This window comes from Alteromonas sp. LMIT006 (assembly GCF_024300645.1).
Classification (GTDB): Bacteria; Pseudomonadota; Gammaproteobacteria; order Enterobacterales; family Alteromonadaceae; genus Opacimonas; species Opacimonas immobilis.
The window spans coordinates 838,774-854,439 of sequence record NZ_CP101291.1 but is presented as its reverse complement, the minus strand read 5'-3'; the positions used below and the strand labels follow the sequence as shown (position 1 = coordinate 854,439).

Sequence of the window (15,666 nt, the reverse complement as noted above, 5' to 3'; positions counted from 1 at the left end):
ATCATGAGTCAATTAATAGCGCTTGCTCAAGAGGAAGAAAATGCTCGTTTATACAGCATCTTACAAACTACCCAAATGGTATTTTCTGATGAAATGGACGCCACTGACATCGCATTCTCATCCATTGATCAAAACCGTTTAATATCAATCTCGAGTGCTTACGTTGATGTTTTGGCAAGTTTTATTCTTGAACATCTTCAGCCTAAACATGAACAAGCTTTCCAAACGATATTTGTGAACGCCTTATCTGATGTTATCTTGCATGAAATTGGCCACCATGCGTTGGACGCATTCTATAATGATTACACTCCACCAACGTACATCTCAATGTTTGAGGAAGAAGCTCAAGATTGGGCAGAACAAATTAAGCTTGAAATAATGTTTGATTTTGAAGGTTTTGGACGGATTGTATCGTTAACCGCTTTACTGGCATATACATCATCCTATCCTGAACTCTCTTGGCATGTCACTGCTCTGGGGCATAAAGTCGATAATGAATGCCATCGTGCGACGCATATAATAGCCGAGCAAATTTGTACTTCACTGGTTCAGGATGGTGCATTTATTACCACAGAGTCCAGTGCTTATTGAACGAGTCTGTGTTCACGGTTTAAAACGAAATACCGCTAATAGATTCACTTTATCCACTATTAAGTGTTTGAAATATCCAGCGACATGTAGTGCCGTGAGACCTATTAGCACCTTCACACAAAATTCGTGAACCTCTTCTAACACTTCAAATTGCTCATGATTACTCAAAACACTTTGCAGTACGGGCCAGTTTACAAGTCCAAGATATTCCGTTGGCTGTAATCGCGGTTCAAAGATTGTCATGAGCCAGCCAGTGAATGGAATTAAGAACATTACGATATACAATCCAATTTTTGTTGCACAGGCGAGCCTCTCTTCGTTTTTTGAAAAGAGCGAAGCATTATGCGTTCGGTGCGTTAGTAAAGCACTACTCAGTCGCAAGAAAATTAAAATGAGCATGGTAAAACCAATTTGAGTATGCCAGTGAAACAACTCTGATTCGAGTGTATCGTCCATAAACTCACCACTCACAATCATAAAAACAAACGTGAAGGCCATAAGCCAATGCAAAATACTGATGAGGGGATGATAGCGATTTATAGAAGTCAATTTCATCTTGAGTATCCTTGAGACAAATAAGTACAAACATGAATAAGTATATTATTATACTGACTTTCAGCTATAGGGTTTTTCCCCAAAAAGAGAAAAACCATTGATTTCATTAACTAATTAGCTCTTCAAAAAATAATGCTGCAAGTTCATGCCTACCCGTAACACCTGCTTTTTTATAGATCGCGGATGCTTGATGGCTAATGGTTTTTTCTGATTTACCTCGAACCTCCGCAATTTCAAAATTGCTCAATCCCTTGACCAAAAGTAAAGCAACTTCTTTCTCTGTTGAAGTAAGTCCCCATTGCTCAAACTGCTCGGCAATAGCATTAAAAAACTGAGCCTTAGTCTCAATCACCTTTTTTGACAAACTATCCGAGCGAGCTTTACTGACTTTTAGCTGTTGGGCCAACAGTTGAGCCTGTTTACTGCGCTGTCTAATGTCCCGAATCAAAAATATGAAAATACTAGAAGATAGCAGGATGAGAATCCCTTCTTGGAACAAATGATGAGTCTCAACCTGATTGGCAAAATCAACGTACAAGTCACCTAGTTTGAAAAGGATAATCAAGATCAGGAGCAGCGCGATTGTTTTGTCTCTATTCATAAAAAAACCATATCGTAGAAGATATGGTTTTTATAACATATAGTGATTAATTAATCATCGTCGTTTTCAATTTCAGCTTCATAAGCGGAGATGTAAGTACTATTTACCCAAACACCTTCAATTTCGACCGTCACTCCAACTTGGATAGCACTCATAAATTCAGAGACTGACACACGCTGATCATTTAGTTCTAATTCAGTGTTGGCATCGATTCTAATTTCACGTCCATTCAGAGTGAAACTCGTATCATTGATTACACTGGTCACTTTCCCTTCTAACTCAACATAACCAATTTCTTGCTTCTTATCATTATGACTGTCATCGTTGTCATCATGACTATCGTTATCGCTCTGATTATCATCATCTTGATCGTCCTGGCCCATTTGTTCCAATTCAACTTTTTTCACGACAAACTGGCCATCACTATCAAATGCCCCTTCAACCTCAATCTCCGAGGTACTGGTGTTATTAGCTGCGGCCAGAAAAGTAGATAAATCGGTTACGACGTCATTCAAAACTAATCTTACTGCATCGTTCAATACCACACTTACGCCATTTACTGTAATGGTTTGAGAGGCCAGATCAACCTCGAACACACGACCTTCAAGCTCCCATTCTTCATTGTATTCCACCTCATCTTCGCGCTCGATTCGTTGAATAATATTATTACTCGCCGTATCGATAACAAAAGCAATTTCAACGCGATCATTTATGTTAAGCGATGCAAAATTAAAATACCTGTCATCATCATCTTCCACACGAGTTGTGTTGGTGAATGCATAAGTCTGTCCGTTCACTGTCACTGTTTGATTGACTGTATCAATGGCCTCTATTGTGCCCTTGATCTTTCCATCAGTGCTAATACGAGTGTTCTGTGTTTCGACTTTAGTGACTTGATTCGTTGCAGGTTCAATATAAATTTCAACAAAATCTTGAACCTGAATATCACTACTGCCTTCAAACACCACATCGCTTGCAAGTTGATATGTTAATCCATCTACCGTTATGCTGTTAGCAGCTAGATCAATAGCGGTTACTATCCCGTCTTTCTCTACCCTTGCAATATCATCATCACTTAAAGATAAATAAAAGGTTTCATCGATCGCTTCCACTTCTGTGGCAAGAAAAACGCCGGCATTGATACTCCCCTCAATCTTAACTTTAAGACCATTTTCGATAGTTTGAATATTTGCTGATGCATAGTTAACCGTTAACCCTTGCAAAGTAAATGTTTGTTGAGTCACATCCAAATTACTCACAATACCTGATGCATATTGATTTGCATCATTGGTCACATCGTTATCAAGTTCAATGTAAGTGGCAACCAACACGCCATTAGTGTTGAGATAGCCGCTGATTTCAATGCGGTCATCCACTGATAAAGAGACTTCAGTAATGCCAATGAAGTGGGTCAAATCATTGTAGAGTACCGTAATACCTGCTACTTCAATCTGCTGATTATTGCGATCAATTGCGGTCACTAAACCTTCTATATCATTATCATAATGAACCGTACTTACCGTTGCGGGTGAGTCATCATCCGATTCTTGCACACTCATGGAAATTTTCATGCCCACTTGCAGTTGCTCTATACTTTGTCCTGCTTGACCATTGACATTGAACGTTGAATTGTCCGTGATAAAGCGTTGTCCATCAACATAGACACTCCCAAAACCCGAGATGACACCAGTTTTAACGACTGTGCTGGTTTCTGGTGACGTCGGGGCGGGCGACGTCGGGGCGGGCGACGTCGGAGCGGGCACCACCGGGGCGGGTGAAGTACTGCTTGAGCCTCCGCCACAGGCAAGCAACAACTGAGAACTAATCACGGCTAAAGTAATTTTATGTAATCGCATAATCTACGGGTCCTTTTTACTACTTAAATTATGCTTTAAGTATAGAAGTGAACTGAGAAAAAACCATAGGGCAATAGCCCTATATAGAGAAATAAAGAGCTGAGGAGGTATTTGAGGAGGTATTTGAGGAGGTAATCCCCCCCATTTCAAATAGCACAAAATGCAAAACTTTGCCAATTATCAGTTTAATCTAAGCAAATCTTAAGTTAACAAAATTACCATAAAGTCATACTCAGAAGAGGTAGATTTATGAATAAGCATTTTGTTATCAGCCTATTTGCAACATCGCTAATTTGTTTAACTTATAGAGTACAAGCAGCAGATGTAACTTACGATAATTGTAATCAAAAAGATAAAATAGAATTAAAGACTAACGATATTTTTAATCTAGAAGACCCCGACACCATTTTTCTCCATCGCTGGGCTAACTTTTTTCATATCAAAACCAAAAATAAAACGCTTTACAATGAAGCTGCATTTTTCATCAAAAAGTGCGATGTAAGCCAAGCAGATCTTGAGGAACTGGAACGCCACCTCAGAGGTAAAAAATACATAAGAGATACACGAGTATCTCGAAACGAGAACTCTGACAAAATCACAGTTGAAACATGGGATAACTGGTCACTAATGCCTACAGTAGATTTTGGCCGTAAGGGGGGAAAGAATAAATACGCTATTGGCATCAAAGACAGGAATTTCTTAGGCTTGGGTATAGACGCTGAGCTTGAATCGTTTACCAATGAGCAGTATTCATTTTAAGGTGTAATAATGAACAAGGCTTTAGTTTTTCTAAAAAATATCACACTAACCACCAATCAGTTAGTAATGTTCACTTGTGCGTATGTAACATTGGTGTTGAACTCTCCGTTTATTTTAAAAACGTCTTCTGCAATAGTGGCACTTAGTGAATATAATATTTTCTTTTTACTATCTGTCCCAATATTTCTCCTGTCATTATCGATAATCATTCAATGTTTCTTTGCATTTCGCTGGATAACTAAACCTATACTAATACTACTAGTACTCACATCTTCCCTTGTTTTTTATAGCACAGTGACCTACGGCATTGTTTTTGATTATGGGATGATACAAAACACATTTGAAACTGACAGAGCCGAAGCACTCTCATATGTTAATTTTTCTGCTTGTGTATTTTTTGTTGTCTTAGGTATTCTGCCATCAATACTGATTGCGAAAGTAAAGCTCACATATTCATCCTTTATGGGAGAGTTGCTATCCAGAGCAAAGTTAATCATTGGTAGTTTTGCAACCATTTTTTTAATAACAATCGTTTTTTATTCTAGCTATGCATCAATTGGAAGAAATAACCGTGATTTGATCGGCTATTTAACTCCCTATGCGTTAATTGATTCTACTGTGAAATATGCAAACAAAAATTATCTCTATCCGCCTTTAAAGTTTACTTTACTAGATACTTCACCAACTATTTCTAGTCCGAAAAACACTAAAAGCATTACCGTTTTGGTGCTTGGTGAAACAGCTCGCGCCCAAAACTTTTCTCTAAATGGTTATGACAAACCGACCAATAGCCAAACCAAAGACTTAGGCGTTGTTTCATTTAAAGATGTTACCTCCTGTGGCACAGCAACAGCAGTATCAGTTCCCTGTATGTTTTCTAGACTAAACAAAGAAAACTATGAAAAACGAGCGGCTACAGCCCAACAGAATGCTATTGATTTAATTCATTTGGCTGGGGCTGAAGTATTTTGGATTAGTAACAATAATGGTAGCTGTAAGGGTGTCTGCGCTCGTGTCAAAACTGAGCAAATTTCAACAAATAGTAATAAGCCATTATGTGATGGTGTATATTGCTTTGATGAGGTGTTGGTTGAAGCATTAAGAAATAAACTACATTCGTTAAAAAGCGACAATACGTTGATTGTGTTACATATGATTGGCTCTCACGGACCAACTTACTACAAACGCTACCCCAAAAACAAACGAGTATTTTCTCCTGACTGTCAACGTAGTGATATCCAAAATTGTAGTCAAGAAGAACTGGTTAATACCTACAACAACACGATTGCTTATACCGATTTGGTCTTGTCAGAAATCATCACAGAACTTGAGGCATTGAGCAATAAGAACAATATCAAAACATCAATGATTTATGTCTCTGATCACGGAGAATCTTTGGGCGAAAGTGGCGTCTATTTACATGGCTTACCTTATGCTTTTGCACCAGAAGAACAAACAAAAGTACCATTGATTTACTGGGGAGATCAGTTGCATCACAAAGCCAAGTTAGATTGTTTGAAGGATATTAAAGAACAACCTATATCTCATGACAATGTGTTCGATATTTTATTAGCTGAAATGCAGGTTAATTCAAAAGTTTATCAACCTGAAAAGAACCCTTTTAACCAGTGTAATAATGATATTTCGGTCGCAAAAGCAAAGTCACCAACAACTGCTCAAGGAGTAAATTAATCCGTGTTTGATAGTAAAAACAAACCAAAAGGTCTTAAACGAGTGTATCTCGCAACATTGAATTCAACCAGAGCGTTCAAGTGGCTCCTAAAGAATGAAGCCGCATTTAGGCAAGAATTACTGTTGCTTATAATGTCGTTCCCCGTAACTTTCTTGTTCAATATCACACTGAAAGAACAACTCATACTTATCATTGCGGTACTGTTCATTATGTTTACCGAGATAGTAAATACTGCGATTGAAGCGGTAGTTGACCGTGTTGGATTAGAAATACATCCACTGTCAGGTTTAGCGAAAGATTTAGGGTCTGCCGCAGTATTAGTGAGTATAGTGATAGCCATATGCATCTGGTTAGCAGTTCTTTTTTAATGGCATCCTAGATAGAGGGAATTCAGCTCGAAAAAGAAGAGCGCGGAAATTTTAGATGCGTTTGGCTATGAAAGAGGAGAGGATTTTAAGCTTTATTGTACCGTCACTTCTCAAAGAGCAAACTCCCAAGGTCTGATACTCAAATACAATGAAACAACGAGTGGGATCCGGCGATTCTGATGGATATTTTGTTTATTAAAAATCCGGTGTTAGCTGATTAATTACCTAACAGCCGGGCAATACAAAAGCGTTTGCAGTTTCATCGGTATTCAACACAACCTGCACATTCCCCATGCGCGCAAGTCGGGTAATTAGCGCTTTGTCATTGGGGACATGGTAAATAAACATCGGTACATCACGCAGTACGTCTTCACTGACAGAGTTATAAACCGGATCGTCTAGCTTGCCGAAGTTAGTGCCCATTACGGTAAAATCGAAGAAGTAATACACTAATTTATAGAAGTTGTGCACAAACGCGGTGCCGATATACGACTCCGGTAGCGGCTGAGTATCCAGCATGGTCATAAAACCTGCGTCGCTGAAGGCGGCCAGTTTAACCGGGTGCTCTGTTTCTATTACCACTTTATTTGCCATCGCAGTATTTACCGTAATCGCCGTTAGCCGCGCAACGGCTTGTGCCACTTCTTTTGTGTTTAGGCGCGTAAGCTTTTTAAAGTCTAGCCACATATAAATAGGCTTCTGTAATTGCGCGAAAAGCTTTTCCAGTGATAACAGCTCACCATTTTTAAGGTTATAGGGCTTATCGTGACTGACAACATACTGCCCCATCTCCACATCAAAATACACGTCAACTTCAACGCCTCGAGCGCCGTTATCGATAGCCAAATTGATGGCCTCAATCGAATTGGCTTGCTGTAATCGAATACTTGAGTCGGTGACCAAGCCGCGGGTTGACCAAGCTTTGTCACAATAATCCAGTGAAAGTGCTGATTGTCGCAGCGCTAGTTGGTTATCAACATAGGCCACTGTAATCTGATAGCTAGCAATGCATGCGATAAACAAGCCGAGTGCAATATAGTGCTTTTTCATTAAACTAATTTCCGTAACCTATGCTAATCAATACCTAGTGCTGACAATTATCCGCTGGATGATAAAGCTTCTGGCGGTATAGATAAGACGGCAATTGTACATGAGCGACTGCACGTTTGTACTCTTGCTCGGTGATCCCCTTGTCGGTAAGGCTCAAAGTTTTAGTGCCTTTTTCATAATGCGCGTGTAAAGGTGTTGAGTCTGGCCGTAAAATCGTGAGTTCTTGTTCTTGCATTAACGCGAATAGATTTTCAAATTGCAGTAAAGCGCGACCTGGACTGTGGTTATCCAAAGTGAAGTCTCTTCCATCCATCACGTGACAGGTTGATATACCGGCTAGGCTTAATAGCGTAGGGGCAAGATCAATTTGGCTAGCAACTGGCTCAATAACTTCAGGCTCAATTAGCCCCCCAATAATCAAACCCGGAATGCGGAACTTTTCTACTGGGATCAAGTTGCTGCCATAGACACGATTGTCATGATCCGCCACCACTAAAAATATCGTGTTTTGCCAGTATTCACTGGTCTTGGCTTGTGCAAAGAACTGCCCCATTGCCCAATCGGCGTATTTAACCGCATTGTTAGCAGTGCCTTTAGGTTGTTCATATAACTCAATTCTGTCATCCGGGAATTCGAACGGTTCGTGGTTACTCGAGGTAAATACCAATGAAAAGAAGGGTTGCCCTGCTTGGTTGAGTTCAACAAAGTTATCGTGCGCAGTGCGGAACAAATCTTCATCACTGGCTCCCCAACTGCCAACAAAAGCAGGGGATTTAATATCAGCTATGTCGATCACTTGGGCAAACCCGTTTCCAGTAAAAAAGCTCCTCATACTGTCGAAATGGGCTTCGCCGCCGTAGATAAATTGAGTGTGGTAACCGTGGGGAGATAATATTGAAGCTAATGTAGAAAAGTCTCGCTGACTGCCAGATAGCTTAACCGTACTTTGCGCAGGCGTAGGCATAAACCCCGCAATGACCGCTTCAATGCCGCGCACCGAACGGGTACCGGTAGCATATAGATTATCAAACCACATCCCTTCTGATTTGAGCTTTTCTAGCTCAGGTGTCACGGGTACTCCATCTAAAGATTCAACGAAAGTCGCGCCTAAGCTTTCCTGCAATATAATTACTATGTTAGGCGGTGTTTCTTGCTCAATGGTCGCGGGTTGAAAATGCAAGGTGGGTTGTTCGCTGTCGTATTGATAGTGTTGTAGCCACGGCCAATCGCGCGTGAGGTGCGTCATTTCATCAACGGGGAGTTCACCGTAGACATCACTGCTTTCGCTCTCATGGCGCAAGCTATATAACGCATAAATCAATGAATAGCCTGAATTGATGACCAGTGAATTGACCATTGAATCCGCGGTTATAGCAAACAAGGATGGATTTGCTGGCCGGTGTTCAGTTGTAGAGCGAATACCGGCAAATACTAAGAGCACACATAAAGGCCATACTAGTAGACGCTTTTTTAAGCCCCAGGAATGTTGTAACGATTGCGGGACAGTTAAAATGCGTTTGGCCGCGATAAAGACAATAACGCAGCCAATGGTGACACCCACAATGGCGCCTTTAAAGCCGACCCATAACATTGAAAATACTTCTTTTGGATATTTGAGATATTCGACAAACAATAGGTTAGGGCGAATGTCATATTGCTGAATGAACATTGGGGTTGTGAGTTCTAGAAATGCCACCACACACAGCCCAACCAGGGCCCACAGGTAGGTGAAGTTGAACCAGACTTTGTGTGTTAGAGGCCCTGCGAATAATAACGATAGCAAAATGGGGACGGCCGCGAGAATAGACATTAAGATAATGTCTGCGCGCACTCCTTGAATAAAGATAGTGAATAATTCATCGGTAGCGGCAACGCGGTCATAGAATAAGGTAACTAACCCTAGGCGTGAAATACTGAGTAAGATAAGACCAGTTAACACCATACGGGCGATATAAATGTAGGGGCCGGTGCTGGATAAAAATGGCTGCGTACTGCTTATGTTCATTAAGATCTTTATAATCTTCCCATTACAAGATAAAACAAAACTTAACATTTTTAGCTTAAACTAACCTTAAACGTACATAAAGTGTAACCGTCTGAATCAACACCAATAAGCTAGACACTTCTTAGCTGTTCTTAATGTTGCCTTTCATACCCCACAGGCTAAAGCGACCTAAACCTCAAGATAAGAGTATATCTATGCAAAGATTAAAGTAGTAGTCCATATGGGCAATAACCTCTTAGAATGCGATACAGAGGCTCTAATAAGGCGCAATCTAGTTAAATGAAATAACGATAAAGCTTACATTTATCTGAATAGAAGAAGTAAGTATTGGGCTGATAAGTTGGGAATTTGTTATAACTCTATAGCCATTAATAATTACGGAGCTCAATAGTGTAGCGGAATTTTCTAGTTAAAACTGCTCTCTTTTTTCGGGAGGATTACACTCTTGTAATCCCCCCACTAAACCACAGTAGTCATAAGTAGAAAATTCCAATAAAATAAAATGAAGGAGTTTTCTAATGCGTAAATCAAAATATAGTGATAGCCAAATAATGGCAATGATCAAACAAAACGAAGCCGGAGTGTCGGTGCCTGATTTGTGTCGAGAGCATGGCATGAGTAGCGCTCAGTTTTATAAATGGCGTGCAAAGTTTGGCGGTATGGACGCTTCGATGCTGAAGCGACTTAAAGAACTTGAGGACGAGAACAAGCGTCTTAAAAAGATGTATGCTGAAGAGTGTATTAAGGCAGACATTCGACAGGAGATCATTGAGGGAAAGCTGTAACGCCATTCTTGCGACGCGAGATGGCGAAAAAACTCGTATCCGACAGACAGTTTAGTATTCGTTTGGCCTGTGCCTGCGTCAACATCAGTGAAAGTGGCTACCGCTATGTGCCTTTGCTATCAAGCGAAAATGCATTGGTTGCAGACTGGCTATTGCGATTGACCGAAGCCAACAAGCAGTGGGGTTTCGGTTTGTGCTTTTTGTATTTGCGCAACGTCAAAGGATTTAGTTGGAATCACAAACGTGTTTATCGTATTTACCGAGAGCTTGAACTTAACTTACGGATAAAGCCGCGAAAACGCATTAAACGAGATAGACCAGATGCCTTAAGTGTGCCGCTGGCGAAAAATCAAGTGTGGTCAATGGATTTTATGTCAGATACCTTGGCTGATGGCCGCAGCTTAAGAACGTTTAATGTCATTGATGACTACAATCGTGAAGGCTTAGCGATTGATGTGGACTTATCTATGCCAAGCGCACGAGTTATTCGTTCGCTAGAGCAAGTAATTGAATGGCGAGGCAAACCAAGTGCCATTAGATGCGATAACGGCCCCGAATACATCTCGAATGAACTCGTAATTTGGGCGAATAACCGCCACATAACGTTACTTTACATCCAACCTGGCAAACCGACTCAGAATGCTTATGTCGAGCGTTTTAATCGAACCGTAAGACACGAATGGCTGAACATGCATATGTTTGAAAGTGTTGCTCAAGCACAAGAGTTGGCAACGAAGTGGTTATGGTTATACAATAATGAACGACCCAATACAGCAGTTGGCGGTATACCGCCAACTGCTGTGCTAAAGGCAGCTTAATGAATTTCTACGAATGATTGCTGTTTAAAATGGGGGGATTACACTCTTTTTGATCTTCATAAGGATGCCAGGAACGTTCTTATAAACCTCATAGTTATCATGAAAGAAACCATCAGATGAATAAGATTGATTTGTTCTAATCATGTGGTCAAAAACGTCATCCATATCAAAATTAATTAATGGGATAATACTTGGGTTATAGTCGCCGCTTATTTCAATAATGTCCTGAAAAGAACTGATCAATTCATATTTAATACCAATTGGTTCTTCACTATTGTTTGTTCTGACATAAAGTTCATCTTGTGAGAACCCTGCAAAATATGTCTTCAAATTTTCTCTGAACTCTGCAACATTACTTGGAGTTTTGATTTCTGAAAGTTTAATTGTTTTAACTCGGTTTCGAATTGCTCGCCAGTCATCAAAGTTACCAGTTACTTCAAAACCTAATCGTCTCTGTGCTTCTCTAATTGAACATTTATTTTCTTTTGCGTATTTTTTTATTTCTTGCTTAGTCATAATTTTCACCTTTAATAATTAATGTTTTGATTTTTTTGAAAAGAGAAACACTCTCTCCCCAAACTTCAAATACAATTTTACAGCAATGACAGACAAATAGACCTCGCAATTTATATTAGGTACAATTGTCTGAAATTGTTTTAAAGTTGACTTTTTATGAAAAATTCTTGGAAGAAACGTAAGTTACTAACTGTCAAGTTCAAAGGCAGAGAACCACGTGCATTATTGTGGAGAAAGAAAGTCTATGAAGAATGGTTTACATACGCAAAACTAGCACAAGAAAGAAAGTATAAGATCCCAAAAGCATTCGGCAATCTTGCATTGTTTGATAACTTTGAAGATTGGTGGAGAGATGAGAGATATGGTTTTGAATTGTTCTGTGAGAAACCACAAGAGAATTTAGTCACTGACGTTACTGGTAAGCGAAGCAAAATCAAAGAGAATGAGATACTTCTTAAGATAAATCTCAAAGCAGATTTAGATATTATTAAACGAGAAATTGACTCATTACTGAAGACAAAAGATATAAACGATGATTACGAGTCCAATGCTCGTTTTCAACCTAGTCGCTCTATGAAGCATATTTCAATCGGTGCAACTGACAGTGATTTTGGCGACTTTAAGAGACAAAACAAACTATCTCAATATAGAACAACTTTCTTGTTAGCAGAAACACTTCCCTTTAAAGAAGTTGCATTACAGTTAGGATGGTTAGAGGGAAATAGAGAGTGGTATCGAACGCAATACAAGCATGCAGACGGTACTGTCGGTTTAATTGGTTTTGAGTATCAGAAGCATTTAGACAATCGTGTGAAAAAAGTGAAACGTCACGTTGAGCAAGTTAAGCAGATTTTTAAAAACATTGAGAATGGAACATTCCCATAGATGTTGACTAGTCAACATCTATTATCCCTTACACCCAACCCAGAACTTGCGAAGTAAATCTCTTTCTACACACAATGCTAGTTCTTCGGTCTGTTTATCTTTAAAACCACTATCCGTAAGCAAACTTAATAACCTTATGTTTCTTTCTTCAAGTCGCTCAATGACTTCTTCATTTGGTATGTGATTGCTTTTAGATGAGTTATATCCTCGATCAACATAAACTAAATTCCACAAATCGTCTGAATACAAATACGACCAAGGCAATACATGATCAATCGATAGTTCATCATCTGTCAGCACTTTATCCGTAAAGAAACATCTCCTCTGTGGATTTTCAATATCTAAATACTTTCTGAATTTTGAAAGATTGTTTCTTCTCACTCTTTCTCTATCAGTCCCAAGAACTTTCTTTGAAATGCGTGGAGAGTGATTAAACTCCTCGAGTTTCTGTGTCCATCGGTAATTAATCAGTTCAAACAGAATGTCTGAGTACTCTTTAACAATTTGTGGATGTTTGATAGTAATCGTCTTGTGGTAAGGCCTGAGACTTCCCGACACTTTTTATGGTAAAAATGTAACTATAACCATAAGAGGTAAATCATGGGTAAAGGTATCCGATATACAGACGAGTTTAAGCAAGAAGCAGTGAATCAAGTTGCTGTCCATGGCTACGCTGTTAACGATGTTGCAGAACGTCTCGGTATAAGCACTAAGACGCTTTATGCGTGGCTTAAAAGATTTTCAAAGCCAACTAAAGCACGAGTAGAAGACCAGGACTTACGAGCTGAAAATGCAAGGTTAAAACGTGAGTTGAAGCGCCTTGAGCAAGAAAGGAACCTGTTAAAGGAAGCCGCGGTATTCTTTGCCGGCGAGTCAAAGAAAGATACCGGTTTATAAAGTCTCGTTGTTCACGTTATCCCGTGAGAGTTTTGTGTCGAGTGCTAGAGGTTCATCCCAGTGGTTATTATGACTGGCTTAAATCGCCAATCAGTAAGCGAGAGCGGGCAGACCAACAGCTTGCACAAAAAATTAAGCAGTTTTGGATAGAGAGCGGTGGTTTTCATGGCTACCGTAACATCTACATGGACTTTCGTGATGCCAATGAATATTGTGGCCGTGATCGGATCTTACGCTTAATGCGAAAATCAGGCATTCGTGCGCAAAGAGGGTACAAAGTGCCACGAGGTTATTACGGCGGTAAAAGTGATATTGTAGCCGAAAATAAGTTGAATCGTGAATTCAATGTTGAGCGACCTAACCAATGGTGGGTGACCGACATTACTTATATTAAAACTCATGAAGGCTTTCTTTTTCTGGCCGTCGTCATGGACTTATTCGCACGTAATATTGTTGGTTGGTCCATGAGCGATAGAATGACAGAGGACTTAGCAATGCAAGCGATTACAGCAGCATATTGGCGACGAAAGCCTCAACAGCAGGTCAGTTTGCACTCAGACCAAGGCTCTCAATATTCCAGTCGGCAATTTAGAAAGCTACTTGATGCATACAATATTGTACCCAGTATGAGTCGTCGTGGTAACTGTCATGATAATGCCGTCGCAGAGAGTTTTTTCAGCAATTTAAAGAAAGAAAAAATACGTCGTCGAATTTATCAAAACCGAGCTGAAGCTAAGCAAGCTGTGTTTCATTATATTGAGATGGTTTATAATCCCACTCGCCGACATACAAAAAATGATAGGGTATCGCCAAATAACTTTGAGCGTGAATATTTTAAACGGGTAGAAAGTGTCTAGAGAAGTCAGGCCTTACCAGCCCTCTGAGGTAAAGAGGCTCAGAACTGAAGATATTTACCTTGATAAGGAATACCCTTTCCTAGTGGTTAACCGAGAAACTAAAACACAAGCAAGAAAGAGGGTTATACCAATAACTGTCGGGCTTCAATTTGTTAGGGATAACATCAATGAGCTTATCAAATGGCTAAACAATACCAGCACTGATAATTGCTCTAGACAAATGAAAATCATGTTAGCTGAACTTGTTCCGCATATGCCAGGACAAACTGCACATTGTTTACGACACTCATTTAAACACAATTCTGTATGTACGAATGCTAACCCAGCAGATGCCGCTCTCATTGCTGGCTGGTCTGGAAAGCAAATAGGACTTTCTGAGAGGATGCTTCGCTATGGAATGGCTGACATGCAAAATAATGAGATTGTTGAAGCGCTCTATAAAACATCTCTTACAATTAACTCGCATCTACTAGATGCTTGATACAACAAAAAACGAAAACATGGTTCCAATAATATGCTTTCACCGATAGAATTTGAAAAGCAATATGAAGAACGACTGAGAAGTGTCTAGATTACTGGTGGCGATACAGTCGCTTGTTCCGGAATGCAGAAATACACATTATCTTTACCCTTTAATACTTCATAAACAAAATTCATATCCCGCACACCTTGAACTTTACCTAGACAATATCCGACAACAATAAAATTCTCCTCACGCTCAGGCGATTCTAAGTCTAATAATCCTAAAGTACTCTTACACTTAGATAAAAATTCGTTGCCGTCAGCATAAGAAAATGGTGAAAAACATAAAAATAGGATAACTAAAAGCACTCTCAAATCTATATAACCTCCTGATAGTTTTTACTAACAATGTCAAAATTACACACTATTTAACATATATAGAATTCATTGTGTAATCCACTCAAAACAAGTCCGCACTATCCATAACTGGGTAGATAAAGATAAGTCTCAAACGGGAGAGCGAACTGCACTGGCATTCAGACGACGTATGGAAAAACATGGCGTTCCCGTTATCGACCATATTCCGCCTGTGCCTTTAAAAAACGAGAAATCCGTCGATTGGAACGATGTATTAGTAAAACACTCGCCCTCTGCATTTTTCTTTAAATTGCGATAAGTCCGTTTATTGATACCGTTGGTGAGCGAGTGCGAGACAGAGCAACATTTAGATAAGCGTGCCCATCAAATCATGACCCGAGAAGTCATCACCTTAACCCCGGAGGATTCCGTTTTTACTGCCATCGAATTGTTCAATAACAATAAGATATCGTGCATACCCATAGTCGACATACATTATCACCCAGTGGGTATAGTGTCGTGGCGAAATGTGATGAAGTTTATGCAGAAAAGGGTAGAAGCAAAACGCTAAAATGGCGCTAGCACCTTTGACGAGCGTTTTATCAAAGGTG

17 protein-coding genes and 1 pseudogene are annotated in these 15,666 nt (G+C 39.8%); 10 read left to right on the top strand and 8 right to left on the bottom strand.

Annotated elements, in window-relative coordinates; all coding sequences use genetic code 11:
* Positions 1 to 3 precede the first annotated feature (3 nt).
* Complete coding sequence (locus NLG07_RS04010) at positions 4 to 591, top strand: hypothetical protein (RefSeq protein ID WP_254856410.1); 588 nt, start codon at positions 4 to 6, stop codon at positions 589 to 591.
* Positions 592 to 603: 12 nt separating this feature from the next.
* Here NLG07_RS04010 and NLG07_RS04005 read toward each other — a convergent pair whose 3' ends face one another.
* The 3 genes from NLG07_RS04005 to NLG07_RS03995 form a co-directional block, all read right to left on the bottom strand.
* Complete coding sequence (locus NLG07_RS04005) at positions 604 to 1,146, bottom strand: cytochrome b (protein ID WP_254856409.1); 543 nt, start codon at positions 1,144 to 1,146, stop codon at positions 604 to 606.
* Positions 1,147 to 1,252: 106 nt separating this feature from the next.
* Positions 1,253 to 1,747: a LuxR C-terminal-related transcriptional regulator gene (locus tag NLG07_RS04000; protein ID WP_254856408.1), complete on the bottom strand. Its 495-nt coding sequence runs from the start codon at positions 1,745 to 1,747 to the stop codon at positions 1,253 to 1,255.
* A gap of 50 nt (positions 1,748 to 1,797) precedes the next feature.
* On the bottom strand, positions 1,798 to 3,603 hold the full coding sequence (locus tag NLG07_RS03995) for a DUF5666 domain-containing protein (RefSeq protein ID WP_254856407.1): 1,806 nt from the start codon (positions 3,601 to 3,603) through the stop codon (positions 1,798 to 1,800).
* 249 nt (positions 3,604 to 3,852) lie between these two features.
* Here NLG07_RS03995 and NLG07_RS03990 point away from each other — a divergent pair, with 249 nt between their 5' ends.
* The 4 genes and pseudogenes from NLG07_RS03990 to NLG07_RS11905 form a co-directional block, all read left to right on the top strand.
* Positions 3,853 to 4,362, top strand: coding sequence for a hypothetical protein (locus tag NLG07_RS03990; RefSeq protein ID WP_254856406.1), 510 nt, complete (start codon positions 3,853 to 3,855; stop codon positions 4,360 to 4,362).
* 9 nt (positions 4,363 to 4,371) lie between these two features.
* Positions 4,372 to 6,054: a phosphoethanolamine transferase gene (locus tag NLG07_RS03985; protein WP_254856405.1), complete on the top strand. Its 1,683-nt coding sequence runs from the start codon at positions 4,372 to 4,374 to the stop codon at positions 6,052 to 6,054.
* Between the two features lie 3 nt (positions 6,055 to 6,057).
* Positions 6,058 to 6,423: a diacylglycerol kinase gene (locus NLG07_RS03980; protein WP_254856404.1), complete on the top strand. Its 366-nt coding sequence runs from the start codon at positions 6,058 to 6,060 to the stop codon at positions 6,421 to 6,423.
* Between the two features lie 39 nt (positions 6,424 to 6,462).
* Positions 6,463 to 6,603, top strand: a pseudogene (locus NLG07_RS11905) (MvaI/BcnI family restriction endonuclease); the annotation flags it as partial.
* Between the two features lie 45 nt (positions 6,604 to 6,648).
* On the opposite strand, the gene NLG07_RS03975 reads toward NLG07_RS11905, so the two are convergent.
* Both NLG07_RS03975 and NLG07_RS03970 read right to left on the bottom strand, forming a co-directional pair.
* Positions 6,649 to 7,473, bottom strand: a complete 825-nt coding sequence (locus NLG07_RS03975) for a hypothetical protein (protein WP_254856403.1) — start codon at positions 7,471 to 7,473, stop codon at positions 6,649 to 6,651.
* Between the two features lie 34 nt (positions 7,474 to 7,507).
* Entirely contained in the window at positions 7,508 to 9,478 is a 1,971-nt protein-coding gene (locus NLG07_RS03970) for an LTA synthase family protein (protein WP_254856402.1), read from the bottom strand.
* A gap of 518 nt (positions 9,479 to 9,996) precedes the next feature.
* On the opposite strand from NLG07_RS03970, the gene NLG07_RS03965 reads away from it, so the two are divergent.
* A protein-coding gene (locus NLG07_RS03965) for an IS3 family transposase (protein ID WP_254856401.1) occupies positions 9,997 to 11,081 on the top strand; the annotation gives its coding sequence in 2 pieces (ribosomal slippage) (positions 9,997 to 10,258 and positions 10,258 to 11,081; 1,086 coding nt in all).
* 24 nt (positions 11,082 to 11,105) lie between these two features.
* Here NLG07_RS03965 and NLG07_RS03960 read toward each other — a convergent pair.
* Positions 11,106 to 11,597 (bottom strand): hypothetical protein, encoded by a 492-nt coding sequence (locus NLG07_RS03960; RefSeq protein ID WP_254856400.1) that lies wholly within the window; start codon positions 11,595 to 11,597, stop codon positions 11,106 to 11,108.
* Positions 11,598 to 11,753: 156 nt separating this feature from the next.
* Between NLG07_RS03960 and NLG07_RS03955 the strand changes: the two genes are divergently transcribed.
* A complete protein-coding gene (locus NLG07_RS03955; protein WP_254856399.1) occupies positions 11,754 to 12,482 on the top strand; it encodes a hypothetical protein in 729 nt (242 codons plus the stop codon).
* Between the two features lie 21 nt (positions 12,483 to 12,503).
* Here NLG07_RS03955 and NLG07_RS03950 read toward each other — a convergent pair whose 3' ends face one another.
* Positions 12,504 to 13,040, bottom strand: a complete 537-nt coding sequence (locus NLG07_RS03950; protein ID WP_254856398.1) for an HNH endonuclease domain-containing protein — start codon at positions 13,038 to 13,040, stop codon at positions 12,504 to 12,506.
* A 42-nt stretch (positions 13,041 to 13,082) separates the two neighbouring features.
* Between NLG07_RS03950 and NLG07_RS03945 the strand changes: the two genes are divergently transcribed.
* Positions 13,083 to 14,236, top strand: a protein-coding gene (locus NLG07_RS03945; RefSeq protein WP_254856061.1) for an IS3 family transposase whose coding sequence is annotated in 2 segments (ribosomal slippage) — positions 13,083 to 13,323 and positions 13,323 to 14,236 — 1,155 coding nt in all. Because the reading frame shifts where the segments join, the coding sequence is not laid out codon by codon here.
* Positions 14,237 to 14,318: 82 nt separating this feature from the next.
* Positions 14,319 to 14,717 carry a hypothetical protein gene (locus tag NLG07_RS03940; RefSeq protein WP_254856877.1) on the top strand — a complete coding sequence of 133 codons (399 nt, stop codon included), beginning with the start codon at positions 14,319 to 14,321 and terminating at the stop codon, positions 14,715 to 14,717.
* A gap of 86 nt (positions 14,718 to 14,803) precedes the next feature.
* On the opposite strand, the gene NLG07_RS03935 is transcribed toward NLG07_RS03940, so the two are convergent.
* Positions 14,804 to 15,067, bottom strand: a complete 264-nt coding sequence (locus tag NLG07_RS03935) for a hypothetical protein (RefSeq protein ID WP_254856397.1) — start codon at positions 15,065 to 15,067, stop codon at positions 14,804 to 14,806.
* A 379-nt stretch (positions 15,068 to 15,446) separates the two neighbouring features.
* On the opposite strand from NLG07_RS03935, the gene NLG07_RS03930 reads away from it, so the two are divergent.
* Positions 15,447 to 15,626 carry an HPP family protein gene (locus tag NLG07_RS03930; RefSeq protein WP_254856799.1) on the top strand — a complete coding sequence of 60 codons (180 nt, stop codon included), beginning with the start codon at positions 15,447 to 15,449 and terminating at the stop codon, positions 15,624 to 15,626.
* The last annotated feature ends 40 nt before the right edge of the window (positions 15,627 to 15,666 follow it).

Excerpts from the sequence above, each read along its gene's own strand:
- NLG07_RS04000 (WP_254856408.1), bottom strand. The coding sequence starts at position 1,747 with ATGAATAGAGACAAAACAATCGCGCTGCTCCTGATCTTGATTATCCTT.
- NLG07_RS04005 (WP_254856409.1), bottom strand. The coding sequence starts at position 1,146 with ATGAAATTGACTTCTATAAATCGCTATCATCCCCTCATCAGTATTTTG.
- NLG07_RS03985 (WP_254856405.1), top strand. The coding sequence starts at position 4,372 with ATGAACAAGGCTTTAGTTTTTCTAAAAAATATCACACTAACCACCAAT.
- NLG07_RS03955 (WP_254856399.1), top strand. The coding sequence starts at position 11,754 with ATGAAAAATTCTTGGAAGAAACGTAAGTTACTAACTGTCAAGTTCAAA.
- NLG07_RS03960 (WP_254856400.1), bottom strand. The coding sequence starts at position 11,597 with ATGACTAAGCAAGAAATAAAAAAATACGCAAAAGAAAATAAATGTTCA.
- NLG07_RS03930 (WP_254856799.1), top strand. The coding sequence starts at position 15,447 with ATGACCCGAGAAGTCATCACCTTAACCCCGGAGGATTCCGTTTTTACT.
- NLG07_RS03995 (WP_254856407.1), bottom strand. The coding sequence starts at position 3,603 with ATGCGATTACATAAAATTACTTTAGCCGTGATTAGTTCTCAGTTGTTG.
- NLG07_RS03975 (WP_254856403.1), bottom strand. The coding sequence starts at position 7,473 with ATGAAAAAGCACTATATTGCACTCGGCTTGTTTATCGCATGCATTGCT.
- NLG07_RS04010 (WP_254856410.1), top strand. The coding sequence starts at position 4 with ATGAGTCAATTAATAGCGCTTGCTCAAGAGGAAGAAAATGCTCGTTTA.
- NLG07_RS03990 (WP_254856406.1), top strand. The coding sequence starts at position 3,853 with ATGAATAAGCATTTTGTTATCAGCCTATTTGCAACATCGCTAATTTGT.
- NLG07_RS03970 (WP_254856402.1), bottom strand. The coding sequence starts at position 9,478 with ATGAACATAAGCAGTACGCAGCCATTTTTATCCAGCACCGGCCCCTAC.